The following is a 26,496-nucleotide window of genomic DNA, read 5'->3' on the forward strand; positions in this document are numbered from 1 at the left end:
TTAGCCGGCCGCACTCCAGGCTTGCGGCCATAGCGCATCGTCGGCCACGTCGGCCAATGCCCCACCGCCTAGCGCATAGGAGAGCACGAGCACGGCACCGGGGGCCGCACCGGTCGGGCGGGCCGTTTCGAGCGCATTGGCCGCAGCCGACAGAACCAGGCCCGGCTCGCTCGCGATCGCTTCGGCGCCGACAAGGCCAAGCCCGCCGCGCCAGCCGAGGAAGACGAGAAAGTTCTGCGTGTCAGCCAGGATCGGCAACGCGACAGATCCGTCCCAACGCGCCAGATAGGTCGCGGTCACAAGACCGCTGCCGGCAGCGGCCAAGCGGCGCAAACGCGGATGGGCGGCAAGCAACCCCAAGGCCGGGACCGCACGATGCGCATCGACCAGAACGGCCTTGCCCGACCGCGCCGCGACGACGGCCGCCTCGGCAGCGATCCAGCCGATCTCGTCGGCATCGAAGAGTTTGGCGGTCACGGGTATCTGGACGGCGCTGTCGAACGGCATAACGGCGGTTCCTTTGCCTCAGTGTCCGCTTAAAGTAGGTGTTGCTCCGCCGCTTTGCGACGCAAAGGAATTTGACCGCCGCATCAATTTTCCTCAATTCCGCCTCCGGCACCCGACTGCGACAGTGCCTTCCGCAACGCTGACAAGGAACCGCCGCTATGCTGCCGATCGTGCTGGATGCCGCAAAACTGCATATCGCCCTGGTCGGCGAAGGCCCGCGCGCCGAGCGGCGCTTGGCCCTCCTGCGCGAAGGCGGAGCGGACAAGGTTGCGGTCTTCGCGACTGCACCCGAAACCTATGCGGGCTTCGATCTCGTGTATTTCGTCGAAGCAGACCGCAAGGCAGCGGCTGAAGCGCGCGCGCAAGGGGCGCTCGTCAATGTCGAGGACGTGCTCGAGTTTTGCGATTTCCACACGCCCGCGATTTTGCGGCGCGCCGATCTCACCGTGACGGTCTCCACAGCTGGGCGGGCGGCTGGCCTATCGGCCGTGTTGGTCGAATATCTGGCACGGATTTTCGAGCCTGCGTGGGCGTTGCGGCTCGCCATTCTCGAGGCCAAACGCCGCACGTGGCGCGCCGAAGGTCTCAATCACCCGCAGATCCGCGCCAAGCTCAAGTGCACCGTCGATCAGGCGGGCTGGCTGCCGGACTTGGCGCCGTCGGCCGACGCTTCGGCGCGCAGCCAATCGCAGAAAGACGAAACCTTGCGCAAGACGAGTTTGGCCGTCGGGCAGACGATGTAATAGGCGAAATCGACCGTCACACCGTCGCCGAACGGTTTGACGAGACTTCCAGCCGCCAAGTCTTCGGCCGCGAGGCGCGCTTTGCCGAGTGCGATCCCGCGCCCGCGTACGGCGGCTTCCACGACGAGGCTCGACTGGTTGAAACGCGGGCCCCTTGTGCCGTCGATTTCGGTGAGGCCGGCGGCTTTGAGCCACATGGGCCAAGTCGGGCAGGACGGGTCTTCGTCGGGGCTGTCGTCGTGCAGCAAGGTTGCGGTCTTCAAAAGCGCTTCGATGTCGCTTGCCGCCACACCCTCGACAAGCTTGGGGCTGCACACCGGCGACACCGCCTCGGCAAGCAGTCGCTCGACATGCAGATTGCCGTAGCGCCCGCCGCCATAGCGGATGGCGAGGTCCACGCCGTCGCGCTGGAAATCGGTCAACGTCATCGAGGCGGCGACGCGCACGTCGATGTCGGGGAACGCGGTCTGGAAACGGTCGAGGCGCGGCAGCAGCCATTTGGCGGCAAAAGACGGCGCCACACTGACCGTGAGCACGCCAGTGTCGCCGAGATTGTCGACAGCCTCGAGGGCGGAATCGAAATTGTCGAAGCCGTCGCGAATGCCGGGCAGGATCGCTTGGCCCGCGTCGCTCAGCAGCAACGTGCCCTTGGTGCGCTCGAACAGGCTCAAGCCCAGATGGTCTTCGAGCGCTTTGATCTGGTGGCTTACGGCCGCGGGCGTCACGGCAAGCTCGTCGGCGGCTTTGGTCACGCTCATATGGCGCGCCGTCACTTCGAAGGCACGCAAAGCGTTCAGGGGGGGCAAACGACGTCTCATGCATGGAACTTTAGCGGGTCGATGCGACGAGCGCATGTCTAGTTTTTCGAAAGCCGACCGGCAATTTTACTCAATTGCGGGCCGGGGGCTGCCGCAATCACTCTCGCCGCCATGTCCGGCACCGCTTTGATCGCCCTCAAGAGTTCGGCCCTGATCGGGGCCACGATCGCGCTGCTGCGCTGGCTCGGCTTCGCGGGCTGAAAAACCGCTGCGTCGTTACTTCCCGTAACGACATGCCTCGAAGCGGCCTTGTTCCCGCCATCATCTGCGCGCGTTCTGGAACCATGTTGGCCCTATCCGCCAACCTGGAGAACGCTCCATGACGCAGCCCAAACTTCGTGCCGTCCGCGCTTCGATCCTTGCCAGCGTCTCGCTCGTCGCCTTGCTCGCACTGTCGCCGATGCTCGCGCGCGCGCAGACGCCGAACGCGCCGGCGGCAGCCGCAGCGGCCTTGCAAGCCCTGCCCGATTTCAGCGAGCTCGCCGCCGCCGTTTCGCCCGCCGTCGTGCAAGTCGCGGTGACGGCAACGGAGATCGACGAGGAAGCAGGCGTGCCGCCGCAATTCCGCGGCACACCGCTCGCCCCGCTTTTCGGCCAGGGCTCGCGCCAAGCGCATCGCGTGCGCGGGCTCGGCTCCGGCTTCGTGATCGATCCGAGCGGCTACATCGTCACGAACTACCATGTCGCGGGCCGCGCCGACGACATTCAGATCGTGTTCGCCGACGGCACGCGCCTGCCCGCCAAACGCATCGGTGCCGACGCGCGCACCGACATCGCACTCTTGAAGGTCGAATCGCCCAAGCCGCTTGCGGCCGTTTCCCTCGGCGATTCGGACGCGGTGCGCATCGGCCAATGGGTGCTGGCGGTCGGCAATCCGTTCGGCCTTGGCGGCACGGTGACGGCCGGCATCGTGTCGGCGCGCGCGCGCGACATCGGCGCAGGCCCCTACGACGATTTCCTGCAGATCGACGCGGCGATCAACCAAGGCAATTCCGGCGGCCCCAGCTTCGGGCGCGACGGCAAGGTGATCGGTATGAACACGGCGATCTTTTCGCCAAACGGCGGTTCGGTTGGTCTCGGCTTTGCGATCCCGTCGAACCTCGTGCGTAAGGTCGTCGACCAGTTGCGTGTGCACGGCAGCGTCGATCGCGCCTGGCTCGGCGTGCAGACGCAAAGCATCGACGAAACGCTGGCCGCCGCCCTCAAGCTGCCGAGTGCCCAAGGCGCATTGATCGGCTCCGTGCAGAAAAACAGCCCCGCCGACCAAGCGGGCTTGCGGCGCGGCGACGTTATCCTCGCCCTCGACAGTTCCGCCATCGGCGATCCGCGCGACCTGTCGCGGCGCGTGGGCGATCTTGCCTCGGGCACCAAAGCCACGTTCGACATTTGGCGCGACGGGCGGCGCATCGCAACGACCGTCGCGTTGGGCGCCGCCCCGGCGGACGCGGCACCCGTAGCGGTCGCAGCGCCAGAACCGCAAACACCCGTTGCGGGGTTGGGCTTGCGTCTGGCACGCGGGGGCCAAGGCGAAACGATCGTCGCGGAAATCGCGCAAGACGGCCTTGCCGAACAAGCAGGCCTGCGGCCGGGCGACGTGCTGCTCGAAGCCGACCGCCAGCGCATTCGCGGACCCAACGACCTTGCCGCCGCCTTGCGCACAGCGCGCCAGACCCAACGCCCGGGCATCGCGCTGTTCTTGAGCCGCGACGGTCAGCCGCTTTATCTGGCTTTGCCGGTGCCGGCACTGCGCGGCTAGGGGCGCGGCTAGGGGTGCTCGTCGAGAACGTAGCTTGGATCGCAGCGGCGGGCTAAGTTTGGCCCGCCATGCGATTCCTGTTCGTGCATCAGAATTTTCCGGGCCAGTTCCGCCATCTGGCCCCCGCCCTCAAACGGCGCGGCCACGACGTGGAAGCCACGGCCATGCGGCCCGAGCCGATGACCGAGTTCGACGGCTTGCGCGTGAACTCCTACCGCCCCGCCCGCGGCTCGACGCACGGCGTGCATCCATGGGTCGCCGACCTCGAGACCAAGGCGATCCGCGCCGAAGCCGCCTTCCACAATGCGCGCGCGCTCAAAGCGCGCGGCTTCGAGCCCGACGCGATCGTGGCGCATCCGGGCTGGGGCGAAAGCCTGTTCCTCAAGGAAGTGTGGCCCAAGGCCAAGCTCGGGATCTATTGCGAGTTCTACTACCGCGTGCACGGCATCGACACCGATTTCGATCCCGAATTCTCGACGCACGATGCGAGCGTTTCGTGCCGCCTGCGCATGAAAAATCTCAACAACGACATGCATTTTTCCATCGCCGATGCGGGCCTTTCGCCCACGCGTTGGCAGGCCTCGACCTTTCCGCCTTCGTTCGCCGATCGCATCACGGTAGCGCATGACGGAATCGACACCGACAAACTCGTGCCCAACCCCGACGCGCGGCTCGACCTTGCGACCAAAAGCGGCCCGCTCGTGCTCACGCGAAACGACGAGATCGCGACGTTCGTGGTGCGCGATCTCGAACCCTATCGCGGGGCGCACATTTTTTTGCGGTCGCTGCCTGCCCTGCTCGCCTTGCGTCCGAATGCGCGCGTGTTGATCGTGGGCGGCGACGGCGTCAGCTATGGGGCAGCGCGCGTCGACGGGCGCAGCTGGAAAGACGCCCTCGTCGAAGAGGTGCGCCCGCGCATCTCCGACGCCGACTGGGCACGCGTGCATTTCCTGGGGCGGGTACCTTACGGCGATTTCATGCGCGTACTCGCCCTCTCGCGCACGCACGTGTATCTCACATATCCGTTCGTGCTGAGTTGGAGCCTGCTCGAAGCCATGAGCATGGGCTGCGCCATCGTCGCCAGCGACACGGCCCCGCTGCGCGAGGCGATCGTGCACGGCCAAACGGGCCTGCTGGTCGATTTTTTCGATGTGGAGAAATTGGCGACAACGGTCGCCGACCTATTGGCGCGGCCCGATCTGCAGCAAACGCTTGGTGCGGCCGCGCGCGCGCATGCGTGCCGCACCTACGACCTTGCGCGCGTGTGCCTGCCGCAGCAGATCGCGTGGGCGGAATCGCTGCGCTGAGCGCCTATTCGTCGCCGACGCTGCGCCAGGCGGCCGCATCGGTCGGCAGATCGCCAGACACGTCCACGTGGGCGACGCGCGCCGTGGGCCCGAGCTTCTTGGCCGACAGGCGCAGTTCGAGCGTGAGGCCGGACTTGGTCACAAGCCGCACATTGCGCTGGCCAAGCAGACCTTGCAGCACGGCGGTCGGGGCTTCGATTTCGCCCGCACATGCGACCCCGCCCGCAGGCTTGAAGAAGCCCTCGAAATCGTAGCTGGCCGGACCCATCGGCGTTGCGTCGAGCTGCAGCTGGCCTGTGCCCGCGATGCGGCCAAGATACTGCATCGCCTTGCGGCGGCCCGATCGGACGTTCTGATGCATGGGACGAGTCAGCCCTTTTTCTTGTCGGCGATCGCGGCCCCGGCGGGGCTGCGATTGCGGAATGCCTGCGCGTCGCGCGGCGGCGCCGCGTTCGACGTCGCCGGCTTGGCGGCCTTGGGTTTGCGCAGCTCGCGCGAGCTGCGTTTTTGGCCTTTAGCCATGGAACTTCTCCGGGTGGCGGGATTCGGGTCGCATTCAGATCGGTGCGCGCAGGGCTGCGTAGACGAGAACCAGCAGCACCAGCAGGGCCGGCACGACGATAGGCGGAATGAACCAGCTTTTCATGGGACGCGTCTCCTCGCGTGGCGACAAGGGCGGGAGTACACGTCTCTCTCAGCCGACGGCGCGGCGATTATGCCGCAATCCGTCAGTAGGCGGACCTTACGCCCTATTGCACCGCAGGTCCATCTATTCGCGGGCGAAGGCCGGGTTGAGCTGCCACATGGCGCGATTGAGCGCGCCGGCGAAGGTGACCCAGGCAAGATAGGGCACCATCATCCAGGCGGCCGTCGCGTCAATAGGCGCATAAGCCACGATCATCGCCAGGATCGACAGCCACAGGGCCGCAAGATTCCAGAAGGCCCAATCCATTCGCCTTGCGCCGAAAAACAGCGCCGACCACGCCGCGTTGAACACGAGCTGTACGCCGAAAATCGCCATCGCGAGGCTGCCTTCCTCGAAGCCCGCGATACGCCACACGCGCCAAGCGGCCGTCGCGATCAGGCAGAACAGCACGAGCCAAGCCGGCCCGAACAGCCAATTGGGCGGGCGCCAGCGCGGCTTGGCGAGGGTCTCGTACCAGGGGCCGGGGCGGAAAAAGGCGCCCGACAAGGCGGCGGCAAAGCACAAGCCAGCGAAAACCGCCAAGGCCAGATAGTCCGATGCCGTCGCCGCTTCCACCGTGCCGCTCCCCTACCGCTTCCGTGTATCGCGGCAGGTGTGCAGCCTCAGGGCCGCCCTTTCCCCCGCCTATGCCCGATGCAGCAATCCGCGCGCATCGCGGTCCAACGCCGAAAGGATCGTCGCGACGATCTGGGCGGCATTGAGCCCGGCCGCATCATACATCTTCTGCGGCGAATCATGGTCGATGAATCGGTCGGGCAAGGCGAGGCTGCGGATTTTGAGGCCGCGGTCGAGCAGACCGTCTTCGGCCATCGCATGCAGCACCTGGCTGCCGAAACCGCCGACCGCCCCTTCCTCGACCGTCACGAGCATCTCGTGCGACCGCGCAAGGCGCCCCAATAGATCGCGGTCCAGGGGCTTGGCAAAGCGCGCATCGGCGACCGTCGCGGAAAGGCCGCGCGCGGCCAGTTCGTCGGCGGCCTTCAAGCATTCGGCTAGGCGTGTACCGAAAGAGAGGATCGCGATAGTGCTGCCTTCACGCAGCACACGGCCGCGCCCAATCTCGAGCGGCACGCCGCGCTCGGGCATATCCACGCCAACGCCCTCGCCGCGCGGATAGCGCACGGCCGACGGCCGGTCGTCGATCGCAGCCGCCGTCGCGACCATATGAACGAGTTCGGCCTCGTCGGCCGCCGCCATCACGACGAAGTCGGGCAGCGATGCCAAGTAACCGATGTCGAACGAGCCCGCATGTGTCGGCCCATCCGCGCCCACAAGACCGGCCCGGTCGATGGCAAAGCGCACCGGCAGACGCTGCAAGGCAACGTCGTGCACGATCTGGTCGTAGGCGCGCTGCAGGAAGGTCGAATAGATCGCCACGACCGGCTTGTAGCCTTCGCACGCAAGCCCAGCCGCAAACGTGACCGCGTGCTGCTCGGCAATGCCGACGTCGAAGCAGCGCGAGGGAAAGCGTCGCTGGAACGCGTCGAGACCCGTGCCCGTGGGCATGGCGGCCGTGACGGCGACGATCTTTTCGTCGCGCTCGGCCTCGGCCACCAGCGCATCGCCGAACACTTTGGTGTAGCTCGGCGCATTGGTTTTGACGGGAGCGAGCGTGCCGGTCAGCACGTCGAACTTGCCGACACCGTGATATTTGTCGGCTGCCGCTTCGGCGGGCGCGTAGCCCTTGCCCTTCTGCGTGACGACATGGATCAGCACCGGCCCATTGCGCTCGGAATCGCGCGCATTGCGGAGCACGGGTAGCAGATGCTCGAGATTGTGCCCGTCGATGGGGCCGAGATAGTAGAAGCCCATTTCCTCGAACAGGGTGCCGCCGGTCGCCATGCCGCGCGCATAGGTGTCCACGCGGCGTGCCGCCACATGCATCGAGCGCGGCAATTGGGAAGCGAACTGCTTGCCGAGTTCGCGCAAATGCACGAAGCCCGGCGACGACATGAGCCGCGAGAGATAAGCGCTCATGGCGCCCACCGGCGGGGCGATCGACATATCGTTGTCGTTGAGGATCACGATCAGGCGCGATTTCATCGCACCCGCATTGTTCATGGCTTCGTAGGCCATGCCCGCTGACATCGCCCCGTCGCCGATCACGCAGACGACATTGTTGTCGCGGCCCTCGAGATCGCGCGCCACAGCCATGCCGAGGCCCGCCGAAATCGAGGTCGACGAATGTGCGGCCCCGAACGGGTCGTATTCGCTTTCACTGCGCTTGGTGAAACCCGACAGCCCGCCGCCCTGGCGCAAGGTGCGGATGCGATCGCGTCGGCCGGTCAGTATCTTGTGCGGGTAGGCCTGGTGGCCCACGTCCCAGATCAGCTTGTCCTCGGGCGTGTCGAAGACGTGATGAAGCGCCACGGTGAGTTCGACCACGCCCAGGCTGGCGCCAAGATGTCCGCCCGTCGTCGAAACGGCCGAAACCGTTTCGGCGCGCAGTTCGGCGGCCAAGTCCCCCAACTCGGCCGTCGAAAGGGCCCGCAGATCGGCGGGTACTTGGATCTTGTCCAGCAGCGGCGTGGTCGTTTGCGTCTTCCCCATAGCGCCCTCCCCCAAGCTTTTTTGTTGTCGTTCGACGCTGTGCTTCAGGCGGCCCGTTTGAGCTCGAGCCTGCCCCAGATCGCCGAGAGCGAGGCGACCAGATGGTCGATGTCGGCGTCGGTGTGCAGCGGCGACGGTGTCACGCGCAGGCGCTCGGTGCCGCGCGGCACGGTCGGGTAGTTGATCGGCTGCACATAGATGCCGTATTCGGTGAGCAGCTCGTCGCTGATGCGCTTGCACTGCACAGGGTCGCCCACCATCACCGGCACGATGTGGCTTTTGTTGGCCAACACCGGAATGCCCGCCGCCGTAAGGCGCTGGCGCACCTTGCGCACGACCGCCTGCTGACGCTCGCGCTCAACCGAGCTCGCCTTCAAATGCTTGATGCTGGCGAGTGCCCCCGCCGCTACGGCCGGCGGCAGCGACGTCGTGAAGATGAAGCCCGAGGCGTAGCTGCGGATGAAATCGACAAGATTGGCCGAGGCCGCGATGTAGCCGCCAAGCACGCCGAAAGCCTTGCCGAGCGTGCCTTCGATCACGGTCAGGCGATGGCTGAGGCCCTCGCGATCGGCAATGCCACCGCCATGCGGACCGTAGAGGCCGACCGCGTGCACCTCGTCGAGATAGGTCATCGCGTTGTGCGCGTCGGCGACGTCGCAGAGTTCCGCGATGGGCGCTATGTCGCCGTCCATTGAATAGACGGATTCGAACGCGACCAGTTTCGGGCGCGCGGGATCGAGGTCGCCGAGCTTGCGCGCCAGATCCTGCGGGTCGTTGTGCTTGAAGATGCGCTTCTCGGCCCCGCTGTGGCGAATGCCCTCGATCATCGAAGCGTGGTTTTCCGAGTCCGACAGCACGATGCAGTTCGGAATGCCTGCCGCCAGCGTGCTAAGCGACGCCCAGTTCGACACGTAGCCGGAGGTGAAGAGCAACGCCGCTTCCTTGCCGTGCAGATCGGCAAGCTCGCGCTCGAGCAGCACATGGTAGTGGTTGTTGCCGGAGATGTTGCGCGTGCCGCCGGCACCCGCACCGCAACGGTCGAGCGCCTCGTGCATCGCACCCACCACGAGCGGGTTCTGGCCCATTCCGAGATAGTCGTTCGAACACCACACGGTGATGGGTGCCGGTTCGCTTTCGCCGAAATGCGTGGCGCGCGGGAAATCGCCGCGATGGCGCTCAAGATCGGTGAAGACGCGGTAGCGACCCTCCTTGCGAAGACCATCGAGTTTCTGAGCGAAGAATTTTTCGTAGTTCATGACGGCCTCCGTTTTATGGACACATCCACCCCGGGTGCGAGCAATTCTCCGATCGGTCGCACCATGCGTCTTGCCGCCTTGGCCGGAGCCAATTGCGAACGAAGATCGCCCCTGCCCAACACGCGCCCGAAGACCGGGCGTGCGTCGGCTTCATTGCCGTCGTTCGCAGCGCGCGAACGCAGCCCCCATTTCCAGATCGCATTGACCGGCAGCGGAACGACGAGGAACCAATGTTCCAGCACGCCCAGCGTCAGGATCGTCGCGATCAGAACGGCACCCGCAAGTTCGGGCGCCTCCCCCGGCAATGCCGATACCGCCCCCCAGGCGAAACCGGTTGCCGTCGTCGCCAAAGTAACCGAGACCGGGAAAAACAGGTTCATCGGCCGCTTGGCAAAATAGCTGGCGAGATAGGCAAGATGCGCGGGCAGAACCTCTTCGCTGAGATTCGGCACGCCCAAAAACAGATTGAGCTTGGTGCTGAGGCGCATCGTCCAGAGTGCGACGAACGTCCAGGTTCCGATCTGGTTGTCCCCGCCCCATGTCATGGCCACAACCGCAAGGCCCGAGACCGCGAGCGCCAACTCGTGGAACAGGATCGTTTCGACCGCGAGCGAAAAGCGCTTTGCGGTGCCGACACCCGCCGGGCATCGCACACGGCGCGGGCCGGTGACGAAACCCATCAGGAAACCCATTTCCTGCCACCCCCAAACGGCCAAAGCACACGCAAAGGCGATGTAGGCGCCGCTGCCGGAGACGTCGCCGGCCGTTGCCGACAGGCCCCACAAGGCCGCGATCAAAACGACGGTCATCCCCGCCATGCTGTAGCGGAAAGTGCGGCGCGGCAGACCGTCGAGATAGAAGATCGCACCCGTGCTGAACCACCAAGCCAGCAGCACGAACAGCACGGGTGCGAAATATTCGAACATCGCTGCGCTTACCACACGGCCTGCATGCGAACCTGCGGCAGCTTGGCGTGGCGCACGACGGGCAGCATGTAGAGCCCGGCAAACGTCGCAACCGCAGCGACGGCGCAACCCGCGCGCTTGATGGCTCCCATAACGCCCCCCTCGGCCTTGGCCGCGTCGACCGTCTTCTGAAGGCGGCACAGCCGCTCGAGCCCGGCGCGGAACGCCGGATGGTCGATGTCGAGCGTGAAGGGGAATATCTGCTTCGTGCATTCCGACGTGATGCGGAAGACCTGGAAATCGTATTCCGTCGGGTCGAGCCCGAACGCCTTGTGAAGCTCGGGGCGCGTATGGTCGCGCACGAACATCGTGGCGTAGACCGCGAGCAGGAAGAATCGGATCCACAGCTTGTTGCGGCCCTCGAGCAGTTCGGGCTTCGCACTCATCATCAGCGCAAAGGCCTCGCCGTGGCGGTACTCGTCGTTGCACCACTGCTCGAACCATTTGAAGATCGGATGGAAGCGGCGCTCGGGATGGCGCTCGAGCTCGCGGTGGATAGTGATGTAGCGCGCATAGCCGATCTTCTCGGACAGATACGTCGCGTACATGATGAACTTGGGCGCAAAATACTTGTATTTCTTCGCCTGCTTCAGGAACCCGAGATCGACGCCGAGGCCGAAATCCTTGAGCGACTGGTTGATGAAATTCGCGTGCCGCGATTCGTCGCGCGCCATGTAGCCGAACAGATCGGCCATGTCGGGGTTCTTCGCACGGCGCTTGAGTTCGGCATAGAGCACGCAGCCCGAAAACTCCGACGTGCACGAGCTGATCAGGAATTCGATGAATTCTTCCTTGAGGGCCGGCGGCAGTTCGGTCACTTCGCGCCCGAAACCTTCGTCGCGGTCGAAATGGTCGCCGTTTTTGTCGTCGCTGAATTCCTTCATCAGCGCGTTCCACTCGGCGCGGATTGGCTCGACATCGAACGCGTCGATCGCGGCATAGTCGGTGCGGTAGAAATTCGGGGTCAGCATCGTGCTGACCTTGGCGCGTTCTGTCGAATGGTTCGGTGCGATATCGGCGGCGATTGCGGCAGTCATGGGAACCCCCTCCCGTGAATGAGTTTCAGCGAAGTGCGGCCACCGCCCGGTCCGGCAGCAGACGCGCGAAGACGTCGAGATTGGTCGGCCCGAACGCGCGCAGATCGACCGTGCGGTTCGTGGCGGGGTCGGTCAGAAGCAGACGGCCGTCCGGCTCCATCGAGATGCGGAACGGCGTTTCGGGACCCAGCTCGCGGCGTTTGCGCTCGCGCACGAGACCGCGCACGGTCGAACGCAGGAAACCGTTTGTGGCCGGCTCGAACTGCGCGATCACGACCCCGCCATTGGCGTCCGCCACCGTCACGCCGCCGTCGTCGCGATCGTAGAAAAAGAGATCGCGGCTTGTGGCGTTGGACGAGGCGGCCGATTGCGCTTCGACCCGACCGACCCCCGTCATGGTCGAGAACGTCGCAAAACAGATCGCAAGGCCCAGGACAGCTGCCAAACCCAGCAGCGGCCCGCGCGGGAACGAATGTTGGGTGCCGTTGTCGCCGGCCATCAGGCTGCACTCCCGCTGAAGTTTCCAGCGCCGAGATTGCCCGACCCAAAGCGTTCCGCACCTTGATTTGCATCAACCGGCGTGCGCACGGAAGCGCGCGCGGCAGGGAGCGGCTGGGCAACGACCGCGCGCGCCAGGATCTGCGCCACGTTCTCGACGTCGGCGATCGCGCGCAAGGTCGGCTGCACGCGCGAGAAATGCCACGGGCGCGCATGCGGCCACACGACCGCATAGGCCATGCGCTCGCCCGGTGCGAGCACCAGCGAAATGTCGCCGGTCCCGTCGCCGTTCTGTTTGACCGAAGCGCTTTCGACGAGCTTGTAGGGAATGTTGAAGGTGATCGGCAGCGCAATGCCGATGCGCATCACCAAGCGGCGCTGGGTCAGCGTGTAGACTGTCGTGCGCGCAATGCCCCAAGCGAACAGCGCCACGAGCCCGACGGCGGCTGCCGCCAGCAGCGTGAGCACGGCCAGCGAGACCGCAAGTTCGACGGTCGGCGTGCTGTCGGCAATACCGGCTGCGACCGACCATGCGAAGATCGCGGCGAAATAGATGCCGATCTTGCGCACATGCAGCACGCGCTTGGCGACGGTTGCCGCATCCGGGCCACCCTGCCACAACATCGTTTCGCCTTGCGGCAGCATTTTGGGTAGGCCGCGGACGGGTTCGAAATCGAAATCGTCGTGGCCTTCGGCGTGCGCGCTCATATCACAGGCTCCGAGCGCGAGGGCAGCGAATAGAGATGGCCGCCGGCATAGTAGGCGGTGATGCGGTCTTCCTCGCGCGAGGTGACCTGGTCGAGGCTCGCCGTCTTCGGCACGCCCGCGAACTGGTCGCTGCGGATCGAGTCGACCGTCACGCGTTTGCGCGACGCACTCACCCGCGCCATCGTCATCGGCAGCAGCACGCGCGCACCCGAGCTCGCGACCGACACTTCGAGATAGCGGATCATCACTTCGCTGCGGTCGATCCAGATGTCGGTAACCGTGCCGCCGACCGCATCGTCGATGCCGACAACCGGCATGCCGCGCGGATCGGGATCGCCTTCGGCCACCCAATGGTCAGGGGCGAGGCGCATCGGCACGATGGTCGGCAGATTGTCGGACGAGGTTTCGGGATGTTCGGCGCGCAGCGCGTAACCGGCCGGGCCCACGCCGTCCTGCATCGGGTCGCCGGTCGGCTCGAAGGGGGCACCCGGATAGTTCTGCACCTGCACGAGCGCGAAGGAGCGCGGCGCTTCCGCCTTGGGGGCCTGCACGGTCGTACCGTCGCGCAGCAGATAGGTCTTGGGTGCGGGCACGGCCGGGAAGCCCTGCACGACGCCGCCCTGCGCCCGGTCGGTTTCGAGCGGATAGCCCTCGCGCTTGTTCTCGCGGTGCAAGTAGTAGATGAGCCCCGCGAAGAACGCCCAGAACACGTAGAGCGTGATCTGCGCGATGTCGAAGTTTTGTGCGACGATTCCCATTTCCATGGCTGCTCTCCCGCCTTCTCGTTTTCGCTTAGCCCGGCATCTCGGCCAGGCCGAATTTCGTTCCGCCTGCCGGCCGCACATGTCCGACGCGGACCAAGGGTCCGATCGCGACGAGTGTTGCGAACAGCAAGGCAATTTCAATGTGGTACACGACGCTGTAGCCGACCGCTGGATCGGCGAGGCCCGCACCCAGAGCGCCGGCACTGGCAAGTGCACCAACACCGTCGCCGATGAGCCCGCCCAAGGCGACCGCCGTTCCCGCTGCGGTGGCCTGCACGGCCCCCCAGGCGCCGAGTGCCAATCCCGTGCGGCCTTCCGATTTGATCGACATGACGGCCGTTAGCGTGCCGACCGAGAACAGCCCGCCGCCCATCCCGATCGCGAAGACGCCCGCACGGAACATGTCGACAGCGTCGAGCGGCGCAGAGAAAATCACGAGCGCAAAAGCGACGATGCCGAGCAATGCGCCGTAGGCCGCCAGGCGATACGGGTCAAAGCCGCGCTCGAGCAAGTTTGCGGCCAAGGCGAAAGCCAGCAATGCGCCGAGTGCCAGCGTGGCGGTGAGTTCCGTGGTCGAACCCACGCTCATCTTCAGCACCTGGCCGCCATAGGGCTCGAGCAGAATATCCTGCATCGCAAAGGCCGCGGTGCCCAGCCCAACCGCAACCAACAGGCGCAGCGTACGCCCGGCCTTTGCGAGGGCCCGCCATTCTTCGGCAAAGCTCGGCTGCCGCACGTTTTTGGAGGTAAGGCGCGGATTGCGAACCTCCTGCTTCCACAATGCCACCACGTTCAGCACGATCGTGACGACGGCCGCCCCTTGCACGACCTGCACGAGGCGCTTGGCGCTGAAATCGGCAAGCAATTCGCCGAAGACGAAGCCGCTGACGACCGAACCCACAAGAAGTGTGACGTACATCAGCGCCACGACGCGCGGGCGCGAGGATTCGCTGGCCAAGTCGGTCGCAAGCGCCAAGCCCGCCGTCTGAGCCGTGAGCATGCCAGCACCCACGAGCAGGAACGCCAGGGCCGCACCGAGCTGGCCGACCCAGATCGGCCCTTCGCCGTCGCCCGACAGCACGAGCAGGGCGAACGGCATTATCGCAAGCCCGCCGAACTGCACGAGCGAGCCCATCCAAATATAGGGCACGCGCCGCCAACCGATGGCCGAGCGATGCGTATCCGAGCGGAAACCCACGAGTGCGCGCAAAGGGGCGAACAGCAGCGGCAATGCGACCATCACGGCCACGAGGCTCGCGGGCACACTCATCTCGACGATCATCACGCGGTTGAGCGTGCCGTTCAGCAGCACAAACGCCATGCCGCCGGTCAGCTGGAACAGCGACAGACGCAAGAGGCGACCAAGCGGCAAATCGGCCGTCGCCGCATCGGCGAAGGGCAGGAAGCGCACGATGCGCGGCCCCATGCCGACCATGTATTTGCGCGTCTTGGCCGAAAGCCAGCTCATGCGCGACGCAGCTCCATCGCTTGCGAGGTGTAGAAGCCGCTGGCCACGCGCTCGCTCGAGGCTTCGCGCCAGGACGCGAGCGCTTCGTGTTGCGGCAGCATGCGGCGCAGCGAAGCGACCGCGATGGGCTCGATCGCAGGTGCGCGGTCGCTGCGTGGGAACAGGCGGCCCGCCGCCCAGAACGCCATCAGGAGCGGCGTGCGCGGCGCGAACGTGAACTGAATCGAATGGCGCGTGCGGCCCGCAATGTCGCCGAGCACGCGCGAGACGTCGCGTTCGTCGTAGTGGATCAACGAGTCCATCGCCACGACATGGTCGAATTCGCCGAGGCTTGCATCCGACATGTCGCCCACACGGAACTCGATCTTGCCGTGCGCGAAATCGCGCGGTGCGCGTTCGTCGGCAAGGGCAACCAACGTCGGCGACAGATCGATCGCGACCACATGGGCACCGCGACGTGCTGCTTCGACCGCAAAAGCGCCCGTCCCGCAGCCCGCATCGAGCAGACGCAACCCGCGCATGTCGGCGGGCAGGTTGGCGAGCAGGATGTTGCGCATGCGATCGCGGCCCGCGCGCACCGTGGCGCGGATGCGCCCGACCGGGGCGGTCGAAGTGAGTTTCGCCCAGGCATCTGCCGCCGTGCGGTCGAAATAGTTTTCGATCTGGCTGCGGCGATGTGTGTAGGAGGCGCTGGCCATCAGTCGTACCCCAACAAATCGAAGATTTCGCGGTCTTTGAGCGAGTCGGGTGCGAGCTCGTCGGTGCCCGACCATAGCGTTTCGGCAAGGCGCAGATATTCGGCGCGCACCGCCAGCAATTCCGGCGAGTCTTCCATCTCGAACAAAGTCGCCTTCTTGAGGCGGCTGCGGCGGATCACGTCGAGATCCGGGAAGTGCGCGAGCGTCTTGAGTCCGACGGCCTTGTTGAATTTTTCGATCTGGTCGGTGCCCGCGCTGCGGTTGGCGATGACCCCACCCAAGCGCACCGGGTAGTTCTTCGCCTTGGCCGAGATGGCGGCCACGATGCGGTTCATCGCGAAGATCGAGTCGAAATCGTTGGCGGCGACGATGAGGCCGCGGTCGGCATGCTGGAGGGGCGAGGCGAAGCCGCCGCACACCACGTCGCCGAGCACGTCGAACACGACCACGTCCGTGTCGTCGAGCAGATGGTGCTCTTTGAGGAGCTTGACCGTCTGGCCGACCACGTAGCCGCCGCAGCCGGTACCCGCCGGCGGGCCGCCCGCTTCGACGCACATCACGCCGTTGTAGCCTTCGAACACGAAGTCGTCGACGCGCAGCTCTTCGGTGTGGAAATCGGCCTGCTCGAGCACGTCGATCACGGTCGGGATCAGGCGCTTGGTCAGCGTGAAAGTGGAGTCGTGCTTGGGATCGCAGCCGATCTGCAGCACGCGCTTGCCGAGCTTCGAGAACGCGACCGACAGGTTCGACGAGGTCGTGCTCTTGCCGATCCCGCCTTTGCCGTAGACGGCGAAGACTTTTGCCCCTTCGATTTTCATCTGCGGGTCGAGCTGGACCTGCAGGCTGCCCTCGCCGTCCGCACGGGTCGGGCGTTTGGGGGTCGCGATGTTCATGCGGCAACTCCTTCTTTGACGCCCTCGAGCCGGTCTTCGAGCTCGGCGCCGGCACGGCGCAAAGCTTCGAGAGTGGCGGGATCGGGCGTCCAATAGCTGCGTTCGTGGGCTTCGATGAGACGCGTGGCGACTTTCGCCGACGCGGTGGGATTGAGCTGGGCCAGACGCTCGCGCATCTCGGGATCCAGCACGAAAGTTTCGGTGAGCTGCTTGTAGACCCAGGGCTGGACCTCGCCCGTGGTCGCCGACCAGCCCATCGTGTTGGTCACGTGCTCTTCGATCTGGCGCACGCCCTCGTAGCCGTGCTTGAGCATGCCCTCGTACCATTTCGGATTGAGGGTCCGCGTGCGCGTCTCGAGGGCGACCTGTTCGGAGAGGCTGCGCACCGTGCCCTCGCCGCGCGTCTGGTCGCCGATATAGACCGGCGCCGCCGTGCCGCCCTTGGCGCGGCGCACCGCGCGCGAAATGCCGCCCAGCGTATCGAAATAATGGTCGACCGTGGTGACGCCAAGCTCGACCGAGTCGAGATTCTGGTAGGCGAGATCGACGTCCGCCAGCACGCTCTGCAGCAACGCCGCTTGGGCCGCGGGCTTGCCGCTGCGGCCGTAGGCGAAGCTCTTGCGCTTGGAATAGGTCTCGGCGAGCTCGTCTTCGTTTTCCCAAGCGCCGTTTTCGACGAGATGGTTGACGTTCGAACCGTAAGCGCCGTCGGCATTGCCGAACACGCGCAAGGAAGCCGTCTCGAGATCGCAGCCATGTGTCTGCTGGTAGGCGAGTGCGTGCTTGCGCACGAAATTGTCCGTGGTCGCTTCGTCGGCCGACGCCGCCAGGAAGCACGCCTCGGCGAGCAGCTTGATCTGCAGCGGAAGCAAATCGCGGAAGATGCCGGACAGCGTGATGACCACGTCGATGCGCGGGCGGCCGAGTTCGGCAAGCGGGATCAGCTCGGCCCCGGCAAGGCGGCCGTAGCTGTCGAAGCGCGGGCGCGTACCCAAAAGGGCGAGCGCTTGCGCGATCGGCCCGCCTTCGGATTTGAGATTGTCCGTACCCCACAGCACGATGGCGACCGTCTCGGGCAGGGCCGCACCGCCAGCCATATGCCGCTCGATCAAGCGGGCGGCTTGGCGTGCGCCGTCTTGCACCGCGTAGGCGCTCGGAATGCGGAACGGATCGAAGCCGTGGATGTTGCGCCCCGTGGGCAGGATCGCGGGCGTGCGCAGCAGATCCCCGCCCGGGGCCGGCCGCGTGAAGCGCCCGTCGAGGGCGCGCAGCAAGGCCGGGATCTCGGCGTCTTCGCGCAGCATCGCGTCGGTGCGCGCGAGCGTGCGCATCATCTCGAAGGCTTTTTCGTCGGGGCCGAGGCCGGTATGCGACCACGCCGCTTCGACAGATTCGCCGCGCATCAAGGCTTCGACCGCTTCGCGCGACGGGCGCATCTCGTGGCTGGCGTCGGCGACCGCAAGCAGCGTATCGAGCCGCTCTTCGTGCGACGGAATGGCGCCCACCACGTGCAGCCCGTGCGGGATCAACGTGTATTCAAGCTCGAGAACCTTCGTTCCCAGCGCTTCGATTTCGCAGGCGGGATCTGCCCAAGCGGGCTCGGCGGCTGCCAGATCGACAAGAGCGGCCTGCGCTTGCACAAGGGCCGCAAGCTCGCCGCGCTCGAACGACGCGTCGGGCTCGAGCCCGCGCCAACGTTCGATCGACACCTTGAGTTCGCCCAAGCCCTTGTAGAGGCCGGCATGCGCCACCGGCGGCGTGAGATAGCTCACGAGTGTGGCGGCCGAGCGGCGCTTGGCGATCGCCCCTTCCGACGGATTGTTCGCGGCGTAGAGATAGATGTTCGGCAATGCGCCGATCATGCGGTCCGGCCAGCATGCGCCCGACATGCCCGACTGCTTGCCCGGCATGAATTCGAGCGCCCCATGCGTGCCGAAATGCAGCACCGCATCGGCCGCAAAATCCTCGCGCAGCCAGCGATAGAAGGCCGAGAAAGCATGCGTGGGCGCAAAGCCCTTCTCGAACAGGAGCCGCATCGGATCGCCCTCGTAGCCGAAGGCGGGCTGGATGCCGACGAACACGTTGCCGAACTGCGCGCCGAGTACGAAGATCGACGAACCGTCGCTCTGCTGGCGGCCGGGGGCAGGACCCCACTGCGCCTCGATCTGAGAGAGCCACGTCTCGCGGGTCACATGTTCGGCAGCGGAAATGCGGCAATGCACGTTGGCGTCCGAGCCGTACTGCGCGGCGTTGCCTTCGACGACCGCTTTGCGCAGCGTGTCGCCGTCGGCCGGGACTTCGACCGTGTAGCCTTCGGCCTTCATCGCCGCGAGCGTGCGCTGCAGCGAGTCGAACACCGACAGATACGCAGCCGTGCCCGCATTGCCACCGTTCGGCGGGAAGTTGAACAGCACGACCGCGATCTTGCGCGCCGCACGCTGGGTCGCGCGCAGCTGCACCATTTTGTCGACGCGGTCGGCCAGCATCGAAGCACGCTCGGCGCACACATGCATGTTGCGGCCTTCGGCGGCGTTCTCGAACACGCAATGGCGGTCGCAGCCCGCACACGGCGCGCCCGCCCCGTCCGAGCGGCCACCGAACACGATCGGGCCCGAAGCGCCGTCGAGTTCCGGGATTGCGACCATGATCGTGCTTTCGACCGGCATCAGGCCGCGTTCCGAAGCACCCCATTGTTCGAGGGTTTGGAATTCGACCGGATGGGCGGCGAGATACGGCACGTCGAGGGTCGCGAGAATTTCTTCGGCCGCCTTGGCGTCGTTGTAGGCGGGGCCGCCGACCAGCGAGAAACCGGTCAGCGAGATGACCGCATCGACCATCGTGCGGCCGTCTTTGCGGAAATATTTTTCGATGGCCGGGCGCTGGTCGAGGCCGCTCGCGAAGACCGGCACCACGCGCAGGCCGCGCGCTTCGAGGGCAGCGATCGTGCCGTCGTAATGGCCCGCATTGTCCGACAGCAAATACGAGCGCAGCACGAGCAAACCGACCGTGCCGCGAATCTTACCTGTCGGCGACGGCAGCAGATCGACGCGTTCTCCGAGGCGGCCCTTCATGCGCGGGTGGTAGACGCCGACATCCGGATAGTCGATGGGCGGCTGTGCCGATACGGCGTTGCGCAGATTGCGGCGCGCCCCGTCCGCGTAACGACCGATCAGCAGGCGCACCATATTGGCGAGATTGGCTTCCGAACCGGCGAGCCAGTATTGCAGCGTGAGGAAATAGGCGCGCACGTCTTGCGCCGTGCCAGGCACGAACCGCAGCAGCTTGGGCAGCTGGCGCAGCATCTTCATCTGGCCTTCGCCCGACGACTGGCCGGGCTTGGACTTGCCGCGCAGGCGCTTCAGCCACGAGATGGCGCCGAGCGCCTCCTTGCTCATGTTGAACTTGCCGATGCGCGTGAGCTTGACAATTTCGCCCGCCGCCAGGCAGCACACGATCGCGTCGCAGTTTTCGCGGCGTGCCAGCAGATCCGGCATCACGGCGCGCACATGGTCTTCCAGGAACAGCATGGTCGCCACGACGATGTCGGCGCGCGCGATGTCTTCCTTGCAGCGTTTCAACGCTTCTTCGTCCGTCCCCCACTCGTCGGCCGCATGGACCGCGAGCGTCAAACCCGGCAGTTCGCGACGCAGCACCGCTTCGGCACGCATCGCCGAGCCCGTCAGATGGCTGTCCATCGTGACGATGGCCACGCGAATGGGCGTGGGGTCAGCGGCCGAAATGCGCTTTGGCATCGTACAGCGTCTCCACGGTGATGACGGCCACACCCCGTTCGACCGAGAAGCGCTCGGTGTTGCGGCGGGCTTTGCCGCGCACGAAGAACGGTATCTTTTTGAGTTCCTTTTCCGCATCCGCTGCCCAAACCGGAACGATCGGTCCTGCAGCAGCGGGTGCAGCAGCAACGACGATCGGCGCGTCTTGTGCAGGCGTCGGCTTTTCGGCGGCGGCGTTGGCGGGGGCATGCGACTTGCCCGCACCCAGATGCGACGAGCCCGCACCGTCGTGGAATTCGAAATCGCCGCGGAACATCGTCAGCAGATGTTCTTCGAGACCCATCATCAGCGGATGGACCCAGGTGTCGAACAGCACGTTCGCCCCCTCGAAACCCATCTGCGGCGAATAGCGCGCGGGAAAATCCTGCACATGCACCGGGGCCGAGATGACGGCACAGGGCACGCCCTGGCGCTTGGCGATGTGGCGCTCCATCTGCGTGCCGAGTACCAGCTCGGGCTGCAGCTCGGCGACCTTCGCTTCGACTTCGAGATAGTCGTCGGTGATCAAAGCTTCGATGCCGTAGAGCTTGGCCGCTTCGCGCACTTCGCGCGCAAACTCGCGGCTGTAGGTGCCGAGCCCTACGACCGTGAAGCCGAGTTCGCGCGCGGCAATGCGCGCGGCCGCGATCGCGTGCGTGGCGTCGCCGAATACAAACACGCGTTTGCCGGTGAGATAGTTCGAGTCAACCGATTTCGAATACCAGGGGGCGCGCGTCGGCATGTCGGCCAAAATTGCGCTGGCATCGAGGCCGGCAGCTGCCGCGATCTCGGCCACGAATTCGCGCGTGGCCCCCACACCAATCGGCACGGTGCGCACAAGCGTCTGGTCGAAGGTTTTGGCAAGCCATGCAGCGGCCTGGCCTGCGATCTCGGGATAGAGCGGCACGCAGATATCGGCCTCGCCCAGGCGCGCAATGTCGGCAGCTGTGGCACCGAGCGGGGCGACGATATCGACGTCGATGCCGATGCTGTCGAGCAGCTTGACGATTTCGGCCACGTCGTCGCGATGGCGGAAGCCCAGTGCCGTCGGGCCCAGAAGATTGCAGCGCGCGCGCACACCAGGTTCGCGTGCTGCGCGTTTTGTGCCGGGGGCCGGCGCATGCGGGCCCGCAAGAGCGCGCACGAGGCGATAGAAGGTTTCGCTGGCCCCCCAGTTTTCTTTTTTCTGGTAGGACGGCAGTTCGAGGGCGACGACCGGGATCGGCAAAGCAAGCGCTTTGGCAAGTCCACCCGGATCGTCTTGGATGAGTTCGGCCGTGCACGATGCACCCACGAGCATCGCCTTGGGCTGGAAGCGCGCAAACGCGTCGCGTGCGGCCGCTTTGAAAAGATCGGCCGTGTCGCCGCCCAGATCGCGCGCCTGGAAGGTCGTGTAGGTCACCGGCGGGCGCTTGGCGCGCCGCTCGATCATCGTGAACAGGAGATCGGCGTAGGTGTCGCCCTGGGGCGCATGCAGCACGTAATGCACGTCTTCGAGTGCTGTCGCGATGCGCATCGCGCCGACATGCGGCGGGCCTTCGTAGGTCCAGACGGTCAGCTGCATGGCGTTAGGCCGCCAGCCGGGCGCGCCGCTCGAGCGGGCGCGCAAAGAGTTCGGCCAGATCGCCGGCCTGCTCGTAGCCTTGGATCGGCGTGAACAGGAGTTCGATCGACCATTTTGTGGTGAGGCCTTCGGCCTCGAGCGGATTGGCAAGACCCAGGCCGCACACCGTGATGTCGGGCCGGGCCGCCCGGCAGCGGTCGAGCTGGTTGTCGACATGCTGGCCTTCGCTGTAGGCCGTATCGGCTGGCAGCAAAGCGAGATCGGCCGCCAGATGCTGGCGATGCAGATAGGGCGTGCCCACTTCGACTGCGCGCATGCCCATCTCGCGCGTGAGGAAGCGCGCAAGCGGCACTTCGAGCTGCGAGTCGGGGAAGAAGAAAACGCTCTTGCCTTCGAGCTTGGCGCGATAGCGCGCAAGGGCTGTTTCCGCACGCGCGCGGTGTGCTGCCGTGACGGCACCGAAATGTTCGGGATCGATACCCCACGCATCCGCGGCCGCGCGCAGCCACGCCGTGGTCCCTTCGGCGCCGAGCGGAAACGCTGCCGGCAGCCATTTGGCGCCGCGATCGTCGAGTGCCCGCGCCGTGTCGCCCAAGAAGGGCTGGGCGAGCAGATAATGCGTGCCAGGGCCGACCTGCGGCAGATCGAGCGCACTGCGCGGCGGCATGAAGCGCACGGGGCCAATACCCAAGCGCTCGAAAATGCGCTTGAACTGGTCTTCGACGACGTCGGCAAGCGCACCCACAACCAGCAATTCGCGCGGGGCCGATGCCGGGGCCGCCGGCAGACTCGGGACCAGGGCTGCCAGGCACGCATCTTCGCCTTGCGTGAAGGTGGTCTCGATGCCGCTGCCCGAATAGTTCAGCACGCGCACGCGCGGCTCGAAGCTGCGCGACAGGCGCTGGGCCGCGCGCGACAGATCGAGCTTGATCACTTCCGACGGGCACGAGCCCACGAGGAACAAGAGCTTGATGTCCGGGCGGCGCTCGAGCAGGCGATTGACGACTCGGTCGAGCTCGGCATTGGCGTCGGCAAGGCCTGCGAGATCGCGCTCGTCGATGATGGCGGTGGCAAAACGCGGCTCGGCGAAGATCATCACGCCCGCCGCCGACTGGATCAGATGCGCGCAAGTGCGCGAGCCGACGACGAGGAAAAACGCATCCTGGATTTTGCGATGCAGCCAGATGATGCCGGTCAGGCCGCAGAAAACTTCGCGCTGGCCGCGCTCGCGCAGAATCTCGGGCGGGCTTGCACAGCTGGCTTCGGGCTTCTGCAGATCCAGTGTGGCCATCAGAACGAACCGATCGCGCCGCCGACAGGGGCGCGCCCCTTCCAGCGCTGCTCGTCGCGCCGCGCGGCGCGCAGCTTCAGCACGAACTGCGTGGCGTTCACCACGTAGGTCGCGTAGGCGGCGAGCGCCAACGTCATCTGGAATTCGGCATCGCCATAGCCGCCGACGAGGGCCGTGAGATAGGCCGTGTGCAATGCCAGTACGAGCATGCTGAACACGTCTTCCCAGTAGAAGGCCGGCGCAAACAGATAGCGGCCGAACACGACCTTCTCCCAGATCGCACCCGTGACCATGATCGCGTAGAGCAGCAGAGTTTTGACGATGACAGAAGCCGTCGCGATCTCGAAACCTTCGCCGGTCGCCAGGAAGCGCACGACGAGCACGGCACTTGCGATGAAAACGAGGAACTGGATCGGGGCGAGAATGCCCTGGACCAGCGTCCAATAGGTGTTGTCGCGCCGCTGGCGCTGTTCGGGCGTGTAAAGCGGCTGCGAACGGTGCGAGTCGCCGCGCGCATGCAGGCAATCGCGCCCCGACGACATGGCCCACGGGCTGCCGTCGAATGCGGCCATCAGGCGATCCAAAACCGAACTGATCATGGCGCAATCCCTCTAAGGCATGACGGGCTGAGGCTCGACCGGCCGAGGCCGATCCGGGCGAATGTCGCCAAAAGCGACTTTTCGGGTGAAATTCTGGTCCGGGCGCGATCCAGTCCCATGGCTTTTGCCTCTTTGGTGGGCCGTCGTTCGAGAGAAAGACTAGGACTCGATCTGCTGTCTGTCAATGTAAGTTTACGTCTAAATTGATTGACATCAATCAAAAGATTTGACACCCTGCCCACGGGTTAAGATCGGCGGTCGCCCTATCAAAACCGATTTTAAGTCTTGTTTTTCCCTGTTAAAACAGCGACTAAGGCAAATCCACGCAAAATCGCGGTATCTCGATACAAGTGCACAGGCACAGCGCTGCCGTTCCTCCAACCGATGCTTACCTTTGATGACTCTGCGCCACGACCATCGGCTGCCAAACAACGCCACTAACGGCGAAACCGCGCCGCGTACCGAAGTCGTGCCGCACAACGGACATGTTTGCGCTGTACACGCGATTCCGCGTCGTCGGCCCTTGCACGCGACTCCTTATATGCCTGCGCATGCCCCTGCCGACGTCTTACGACCGCCCCCAACCGCATTCGGACGGCAGCGCGCCGCCGCCCAAGGATCGACGTCAGCGTGAACGGCTTCCTCAACCCCAAAGACTCTCTCGGCGGCATTTCGGCCGAGCAGGCTTCCGCTTTGGTCGCGGCTGGGGCGGACATCACGCTTGTGCTTGAGGCAGACGGCACGGTTTGCGACGTCGCCTTCCAAGGTGCGGAACTTGCCGCGGATCTGGGTGCGCGCGAGAAGTGGATCGGCAAACGCTGGGCCGATCTGGTGACGATCGAAAGCCGCACGAAAATCGCCACCCTGCTGCGCGACGTCGACAACGAGGCGGGTGCGCGCTGGCGGCAGGTCAACCATCCGGCTGTGGGCGCCGATCTGCCCGTGCTCTACCGCACGGCGCGCATCGGCAAAAGCGGACGCATCCTCGCCTACGGGCGCGATCTGCGCAGCGTCTCGACGCTGCAGCAGCGCCTGATGGACGCGCAGCAAGCGATGGAGCGCGACTATTCGCGCCTGCGCAGCGCCGAAACGCGCTACCGGCTCCTGTTCCAACAGGCCGCCGACGGAGTCGCCATCGTCGACGGCACAAGCCAGCGCATCGTCGAAGCCAATCCTGCCGCCGAGCAGCTTTTTGCCGGGTCCGTGAAGCGCCTCGTCGGGCGCAACTTCACCGAAATCTTCGACACGTCGAACGCCAAGCTGCTCGCCGACACGATCGCGGGCGTGCGCGCTTCGGGCCGCAGCGACGAGATCCAACTGCATCTCGACCGCCAGCCGCTCAAAGTCGGCATCGCCGTGTTCCGCCAGGAAGGCACCACGCTGCTGCTGGTGCGGATCGCGGCCGTCGCCGCGGCCACCGACGCTGCCGGACGGCCGAACACGAACGAAGACGCGGCACTCGCAAGGCTCGTCGAGCAGTCGCCCGACGCGTTTGTGTCGTGCGACGGGGCCGGCCACGTGCTGAGCGCCAACGCCGCGTTTCTGGAACTTGCGCAGATTGCCTCGCTCGACCAAGCGCTCGCCGGCACGCTCGACTCGTGGGTCGGGCGCGACGGCATCGACTTCAACGTGCTGATGGCCAATCTGCGCCAGCGTGCCAGCGTGCGGCTGTTCGCGACCACCTTGCGCGGCGAACTCGGCGGCCGCACGGACGTCGAGATTTCGGCCGCCGCCACTGTCACGAACGGCAAACCCGTCTATTGCTTCGCGATCCGCAACGTCGCCGGCCGCGTGCGTAGCGAGACCAAGCGCGCGCGCGAATTGCCGCACTCGGTCGAGCAGCTGACCGAACTCGTGGGACGCGTGTCGCTCAAGGAACTCGTGCGCGAGACGACCGACATGATCGAGCGGCTGTGCATCGAAGCGGCCCTCGAACTCACGCGCGACAACCGCGCCTCGGCCGCCGAAATGCTCGGCCTCAGCCGCCAGAGCCTCTATGTGAAGCTGCGCCGCTACGGCCTCACCGACGCGGCCAGCGAAGACACGGTCGAAGCCGAACATCCGCAGTAGCAACGGCAGGCGACAGCGCCGTACCGTTTTAGGCTGTAAATCGTTATGGGGGCTTGTTTTGTGCGGCACCGCCGATGGTGCGAGTCGCACCCGATCGGCCTCGCGCTTCGCGGCTGCCCCAAGATATGCACCGTTTTTTGCGCGGCCAAATCAGCCGCTTCGCGTTGCAGCACTACACACGCAAAAGGCGGTATGGGAGGGCGCCAATTTCTGTCGGCTTTTCTTGACAGAGGATCATTTGTACAGCCGTTTCAACGGCAACAGCAGATCGATGGCAGCGTACTTCAACGCACTCCGAAGCCACATTGCACTGCAACATCGCAGCCGTCCACGCGGTAAGTTTCGCCGTATTTTCGGCGCATTTCTGTAAAGCTGCCTTGACAAAGAACTTCGCGCATTAGAGGCTATGACAGTTGCGGCGATACCGTCGGGGGACGAATTCCATCGACCGCAGCGTTACGGGGGAGGGCGCTTTGGGACAGAATCTGTCACGAGCGACGGCCGGACAACAGGGGCTGGAGAGCTACA

General features: G+C 65.4%; 23 protein-coding genes. 4 read left to right on the forward strand and 19 right to left on the reverse strand.

Annotated features, from left to right (window positions below; translation table 11 throughout):
• On the reverse strand, nucleotides 1–507 hold the full coding sequence (locus O9320_16815) for a hypothetical protein (GenBank protein MCZ8312509.1): 507 nt from the start codon (nucleotides 505–507) through the stop codon (nucleotides 1–3).
• A gap of 158 nt (nucleotides 508–665) precedes the next feature.
• On the opposite strand from O9320_16815, the gene O9320_16820 reads away from it, so the two are divergent.
• Entirely contained in the window at nucleotides 666–1,250 is a 585-nt protein-coding gene (locus O9320_16820) for a siroheme synthase (protein ID MCZ8312510.1), read from the forward strand.
• Here O9320_16820 and gcvA read toward each other — a convergent pair.
• The gene (gene gcvA, locus O9320_16825; GenBank protein ID MCZ8312511.1) at nucleotides 1,136–2,056 is read right to left on the reverse strand and encodes a transcriptional regulator GcvA; all 921 of its coding nucleotides are present in this window, start codon (nucleotides 2,054–2,056) and stop codon (nucleotides 1,136–1,138) included. The genes O9320_16820 and gcvA overlap by 115 nt on opposite strands.
• A gap of 331 nt (nucleotides 2,057–2,387) precedes the next feature.
• Here gcvA and O9320_16830 point away from each other — a divergent pair, with 331 nt between their 5' ends.
• Nucleotides 2,388–3,824: a Do family serine endopeptidase gene (locus O9320_16830; GenBank protein MCZ8312512.1), complete on the forward strand. Its 1,437-nt coding sequence runs from the start codon at nucleotides 2,388–2,390 to the stop codon at nucleotides 3,822–3,824.
• A gap of 68 nt (nucleotides 3,825–3,892) precedes the next feature.
• A complete protein-coding gene (locus tag O9320_16835) occupies nucleotides 3,893–5,131 on the forward strand; it encodes a glycosyltransferase (protein ID MCZ8312513.1) in 1,239 nt (412 codons plus the stop codon).
• Nucleotides 5,132–5,135: 4 nt separating this feature from the next.
• On the opposite strand, the gene O9320_16840 is transcribed toward O9320_16835, so the two are convergent.
• The 17 genes from O9320_16840 to bchF form a co-directional block, all read right to left on the reverse strand.
• Entirely contained in the window at nucleotides 5,136–5,492 is a 357-nt protein-coding gene (locus O9320_16840) for a hypothetical protein (protein MCZ8312514.1), read from the reverse strand.
• Between the two features lie 8 nt (nucleotides 5,493–5,500).
• Nucleotides 5,501–5,653, reverse strand: coding sequence for a hypothetical protein (locus O9320_16845; protein ID MCZ8312515.1), 153 nt, complete (start codon nucleotides 5,651–5,653; stop codon nucleotides 5,501–5,503).
• 247 nt (nucleotides 5,654–5,900) lie between these two features.
• Complete coding sequence (locus O9320_16850) at nucleotides 5,901–6,392, reverse strand: tryptophan-rich sensory protein (GenBank protein ID MCZ8312516.1); 492 nt, start codon at nucleotides 6,390–6,392, stop codon at nucleotides 5,901–5,903.
• Between the two features lie 69 nt (nucleotides 6,393–6,461).
• Complete coding sequence (dxs, locus tag O9320_16855) at nucleotides 6,462–8,387, reverse strand: 1-deoxy-D-xylulose-5-phosphate synthase (protein MCZ8312517.1); 1,926 nt, start codon at nucleotides 8,385–8,387, stop codon at nucleotides 6,462–6,464.
• 44 nt (nucleotides 8,388–8,431) lie between these two features.
• On the reverse strand, nucleotides 8,432–9,643 hold the full coding sequence (gene hemA, locus O9320_16860; protein MCZ8312518.1) for a 5-aminolevulinate synthase: 1,212 nt from the start codon (nucleotides 9,641–9,643) through the stop codon (nucleotides 8,432–8,434).
• Entirely contained in the window at nucleotides 9,640–10,569 is a 930-nt protein-coding gene (gene puhE, locus O9320_16865; protein MCZ8312519.1) for a putative photosynthetic complex assembly protein PuhE, read from the reverse strand. Before puhE ends, hemA begins: the two co-directional genes overlap by 4 nt.
• Before the next feature lie 8 nt (nucleotides 10,570–10,577).
• A complete protein-coding gene (gene acsF, locus O9320_16870; protein MCZ8312520.1) occupies nucleotides 10,578–11,645 on the reverse strand; it encodes a magnesium-protoporphyrin IX monomethyl ester (oxidative) cyclase in 1,068 nt (355 codons plus the stop codon).
• Between the two features lie 25 nt (nucleotides 11,646–11,670).
• Nucleotides 11,671–12,144 carry a photosynthetic complex assembly protein PuhC gene (puhC, locus tag O9320_16875; GenBank protein ID MCZ8312521.1) on the reverse strand — a complete coding sequence of 158 codons (474 nt, stop codon included), beginning with the start codon at nucleotides 12,142–12,144 and terminating at the stop codon, nucleotides 11,671–11,673.
• A complete protein-coding gene (puhB, locus tag O9320_16880; protein MCZ8312522.1) occupies nucleotides 12,144–12,851 on the reverse strand; it encodes a photosynthetic complex putative assembly protein PuhB in 708 nt (235 codons plus the stop codon). Before puhB ends, puhC begins: the two co-directional genes overlap by 1 nt.
• A complete protein-coding gene (gene puhA / locus O9320_16885) occupies nucleotides 12,848–13,615 on the reverse strand; it encodes a photosynthetic reaction center subunit H (protein ID MCZ8312523.1) in 768 nt (255 codons plus the stop codon). The genes puhB and puhA overlap by 4 nt, the downstream gene beginning before the upstream one ends.
• 28 nt (nucleotides 13,616–13,643) lie before the next feature.
• Nucleotides 13,644–15,083 carry a BCD family MFS transporter gene (locus O9320_16890; protein MCZ8312524.1) on the reverse strand — a complete coding sequence of 480 codons (1,440 nt, stop codon included), beginning with the start codon at nucleotides 15,081–15,083 and terminating at the stop codon, nucleotides 13,644–13,646.
• Entirely contained in the window at nucleotides 15,080–15,781 is a 702-nt protein-coding gene (bchM, locus tag O9320_16895; GenBank protein ID MCZ8312525.1) for a magnesium protoporphyrin IX methyltransferase, read from the reverse strand. Before bchM ends, O9320_16890 begins: the two co-directional genes overlap by 4 nt.
• The gene (gene bchL / locus O9320_16900) at nucleotides 15,781–16,674 is read right to left on the reverse strand and encodes a ferredoxin:protochlorophyllide reductase (ATP-dependent) iron-sulfur ATP-binding protein (protein ID MCZ8312526.1); all 894 of its coding nucleotides are present in this window, start codon (nucleotides 16,672–16,674) and stop codon (nucleotides 15,781–15,783) included. The genes bchM and bchL overlap by 1 nt, the downstream gene beginning before the upstream one ends.
• Complete coding sequence (locus tag O9320_16905; GenBank protein ID MCZ8312527.1) at nucleotides 16,671–20,426, reverse strand: magnesium chelatase subunit H; 3,756 nt, start codon at nucleotides 20,424–20,426, stop codon at nucleotides 16,671–16,673. Before O9320_16905 ends, bchL begins: the two co-directional genes overlap by 4 nt.
• Entirely contained in the window at nucleotides 20,401–22,008 is a 1,608-nt protein-coding gene (gene bchB / locus O9320_16910) for a ferredoxin:protochlorophyllide reductase (ATP-dependent) subunit B (GenBank protein ID MCZ8312528.1), read from the reverse strand. The genes O9320_16905 and bchB overlap by 26 nt, the downstream gene beginning before the upstream one ends.
• Before the next feature lie 4 nt (nucleotides 22,009–22,012).
• The gene (locus O9320_16915) at nucleotides 22,013–23,299 is read right to left on the reverse strand and encodes a ferredoxin:protochlorophyllide reductase (ATP-dependent) subunit N (protein ID MCZ8312529.1); all 1,287 of its coding nucleotides are present in this window, start codon (nucleotides 23,297–23,299) and stop codon (nucleotides 22,013–22,015) included.
• Nucleotides 23,299–23,841, reverse strand: coding sequence for a 2-vinyl bacteriochlorophyllide hydratase (bchF, locus tag O9320_16920; GenBank protein ID MCZ8312530.1), 543 nt, complete (start codon nucleotides 23,839–23,841; stop codon nucleotides 23,299–23,301). Before bchF ends, O9320_16915 begins: the two co-directional genes overlap by 1 nt.
• A gap of 687 nt (nucleotides 23,842–24,528) precedes the next feature.
• Between bchF and ppsR the strand changes: the two genes are divergently transcribed.
• A complete protein-coding gene (gene ppsR, locus O9320_16925; protein ID MCZ8312531.1) occupies nucleotides 24,529–25,968 on the forward strand; it encodes a transcriptional regulator PpsR in 1,440 nt (479 codons plus the stop codon).
• Nucleotides 25,969–26,496: the final 528 nt, after the last annotated feature.

The organism is Magnetospirillum sp. (genome assembly GCA_027532905.1).
In the GTDB taxonomy this organism is placed as follows: Bacteria; Pseudomonadota; Alphaproteobacteria; order CACIAM-22H2; family CACIAM-22H2; genus Tagaea.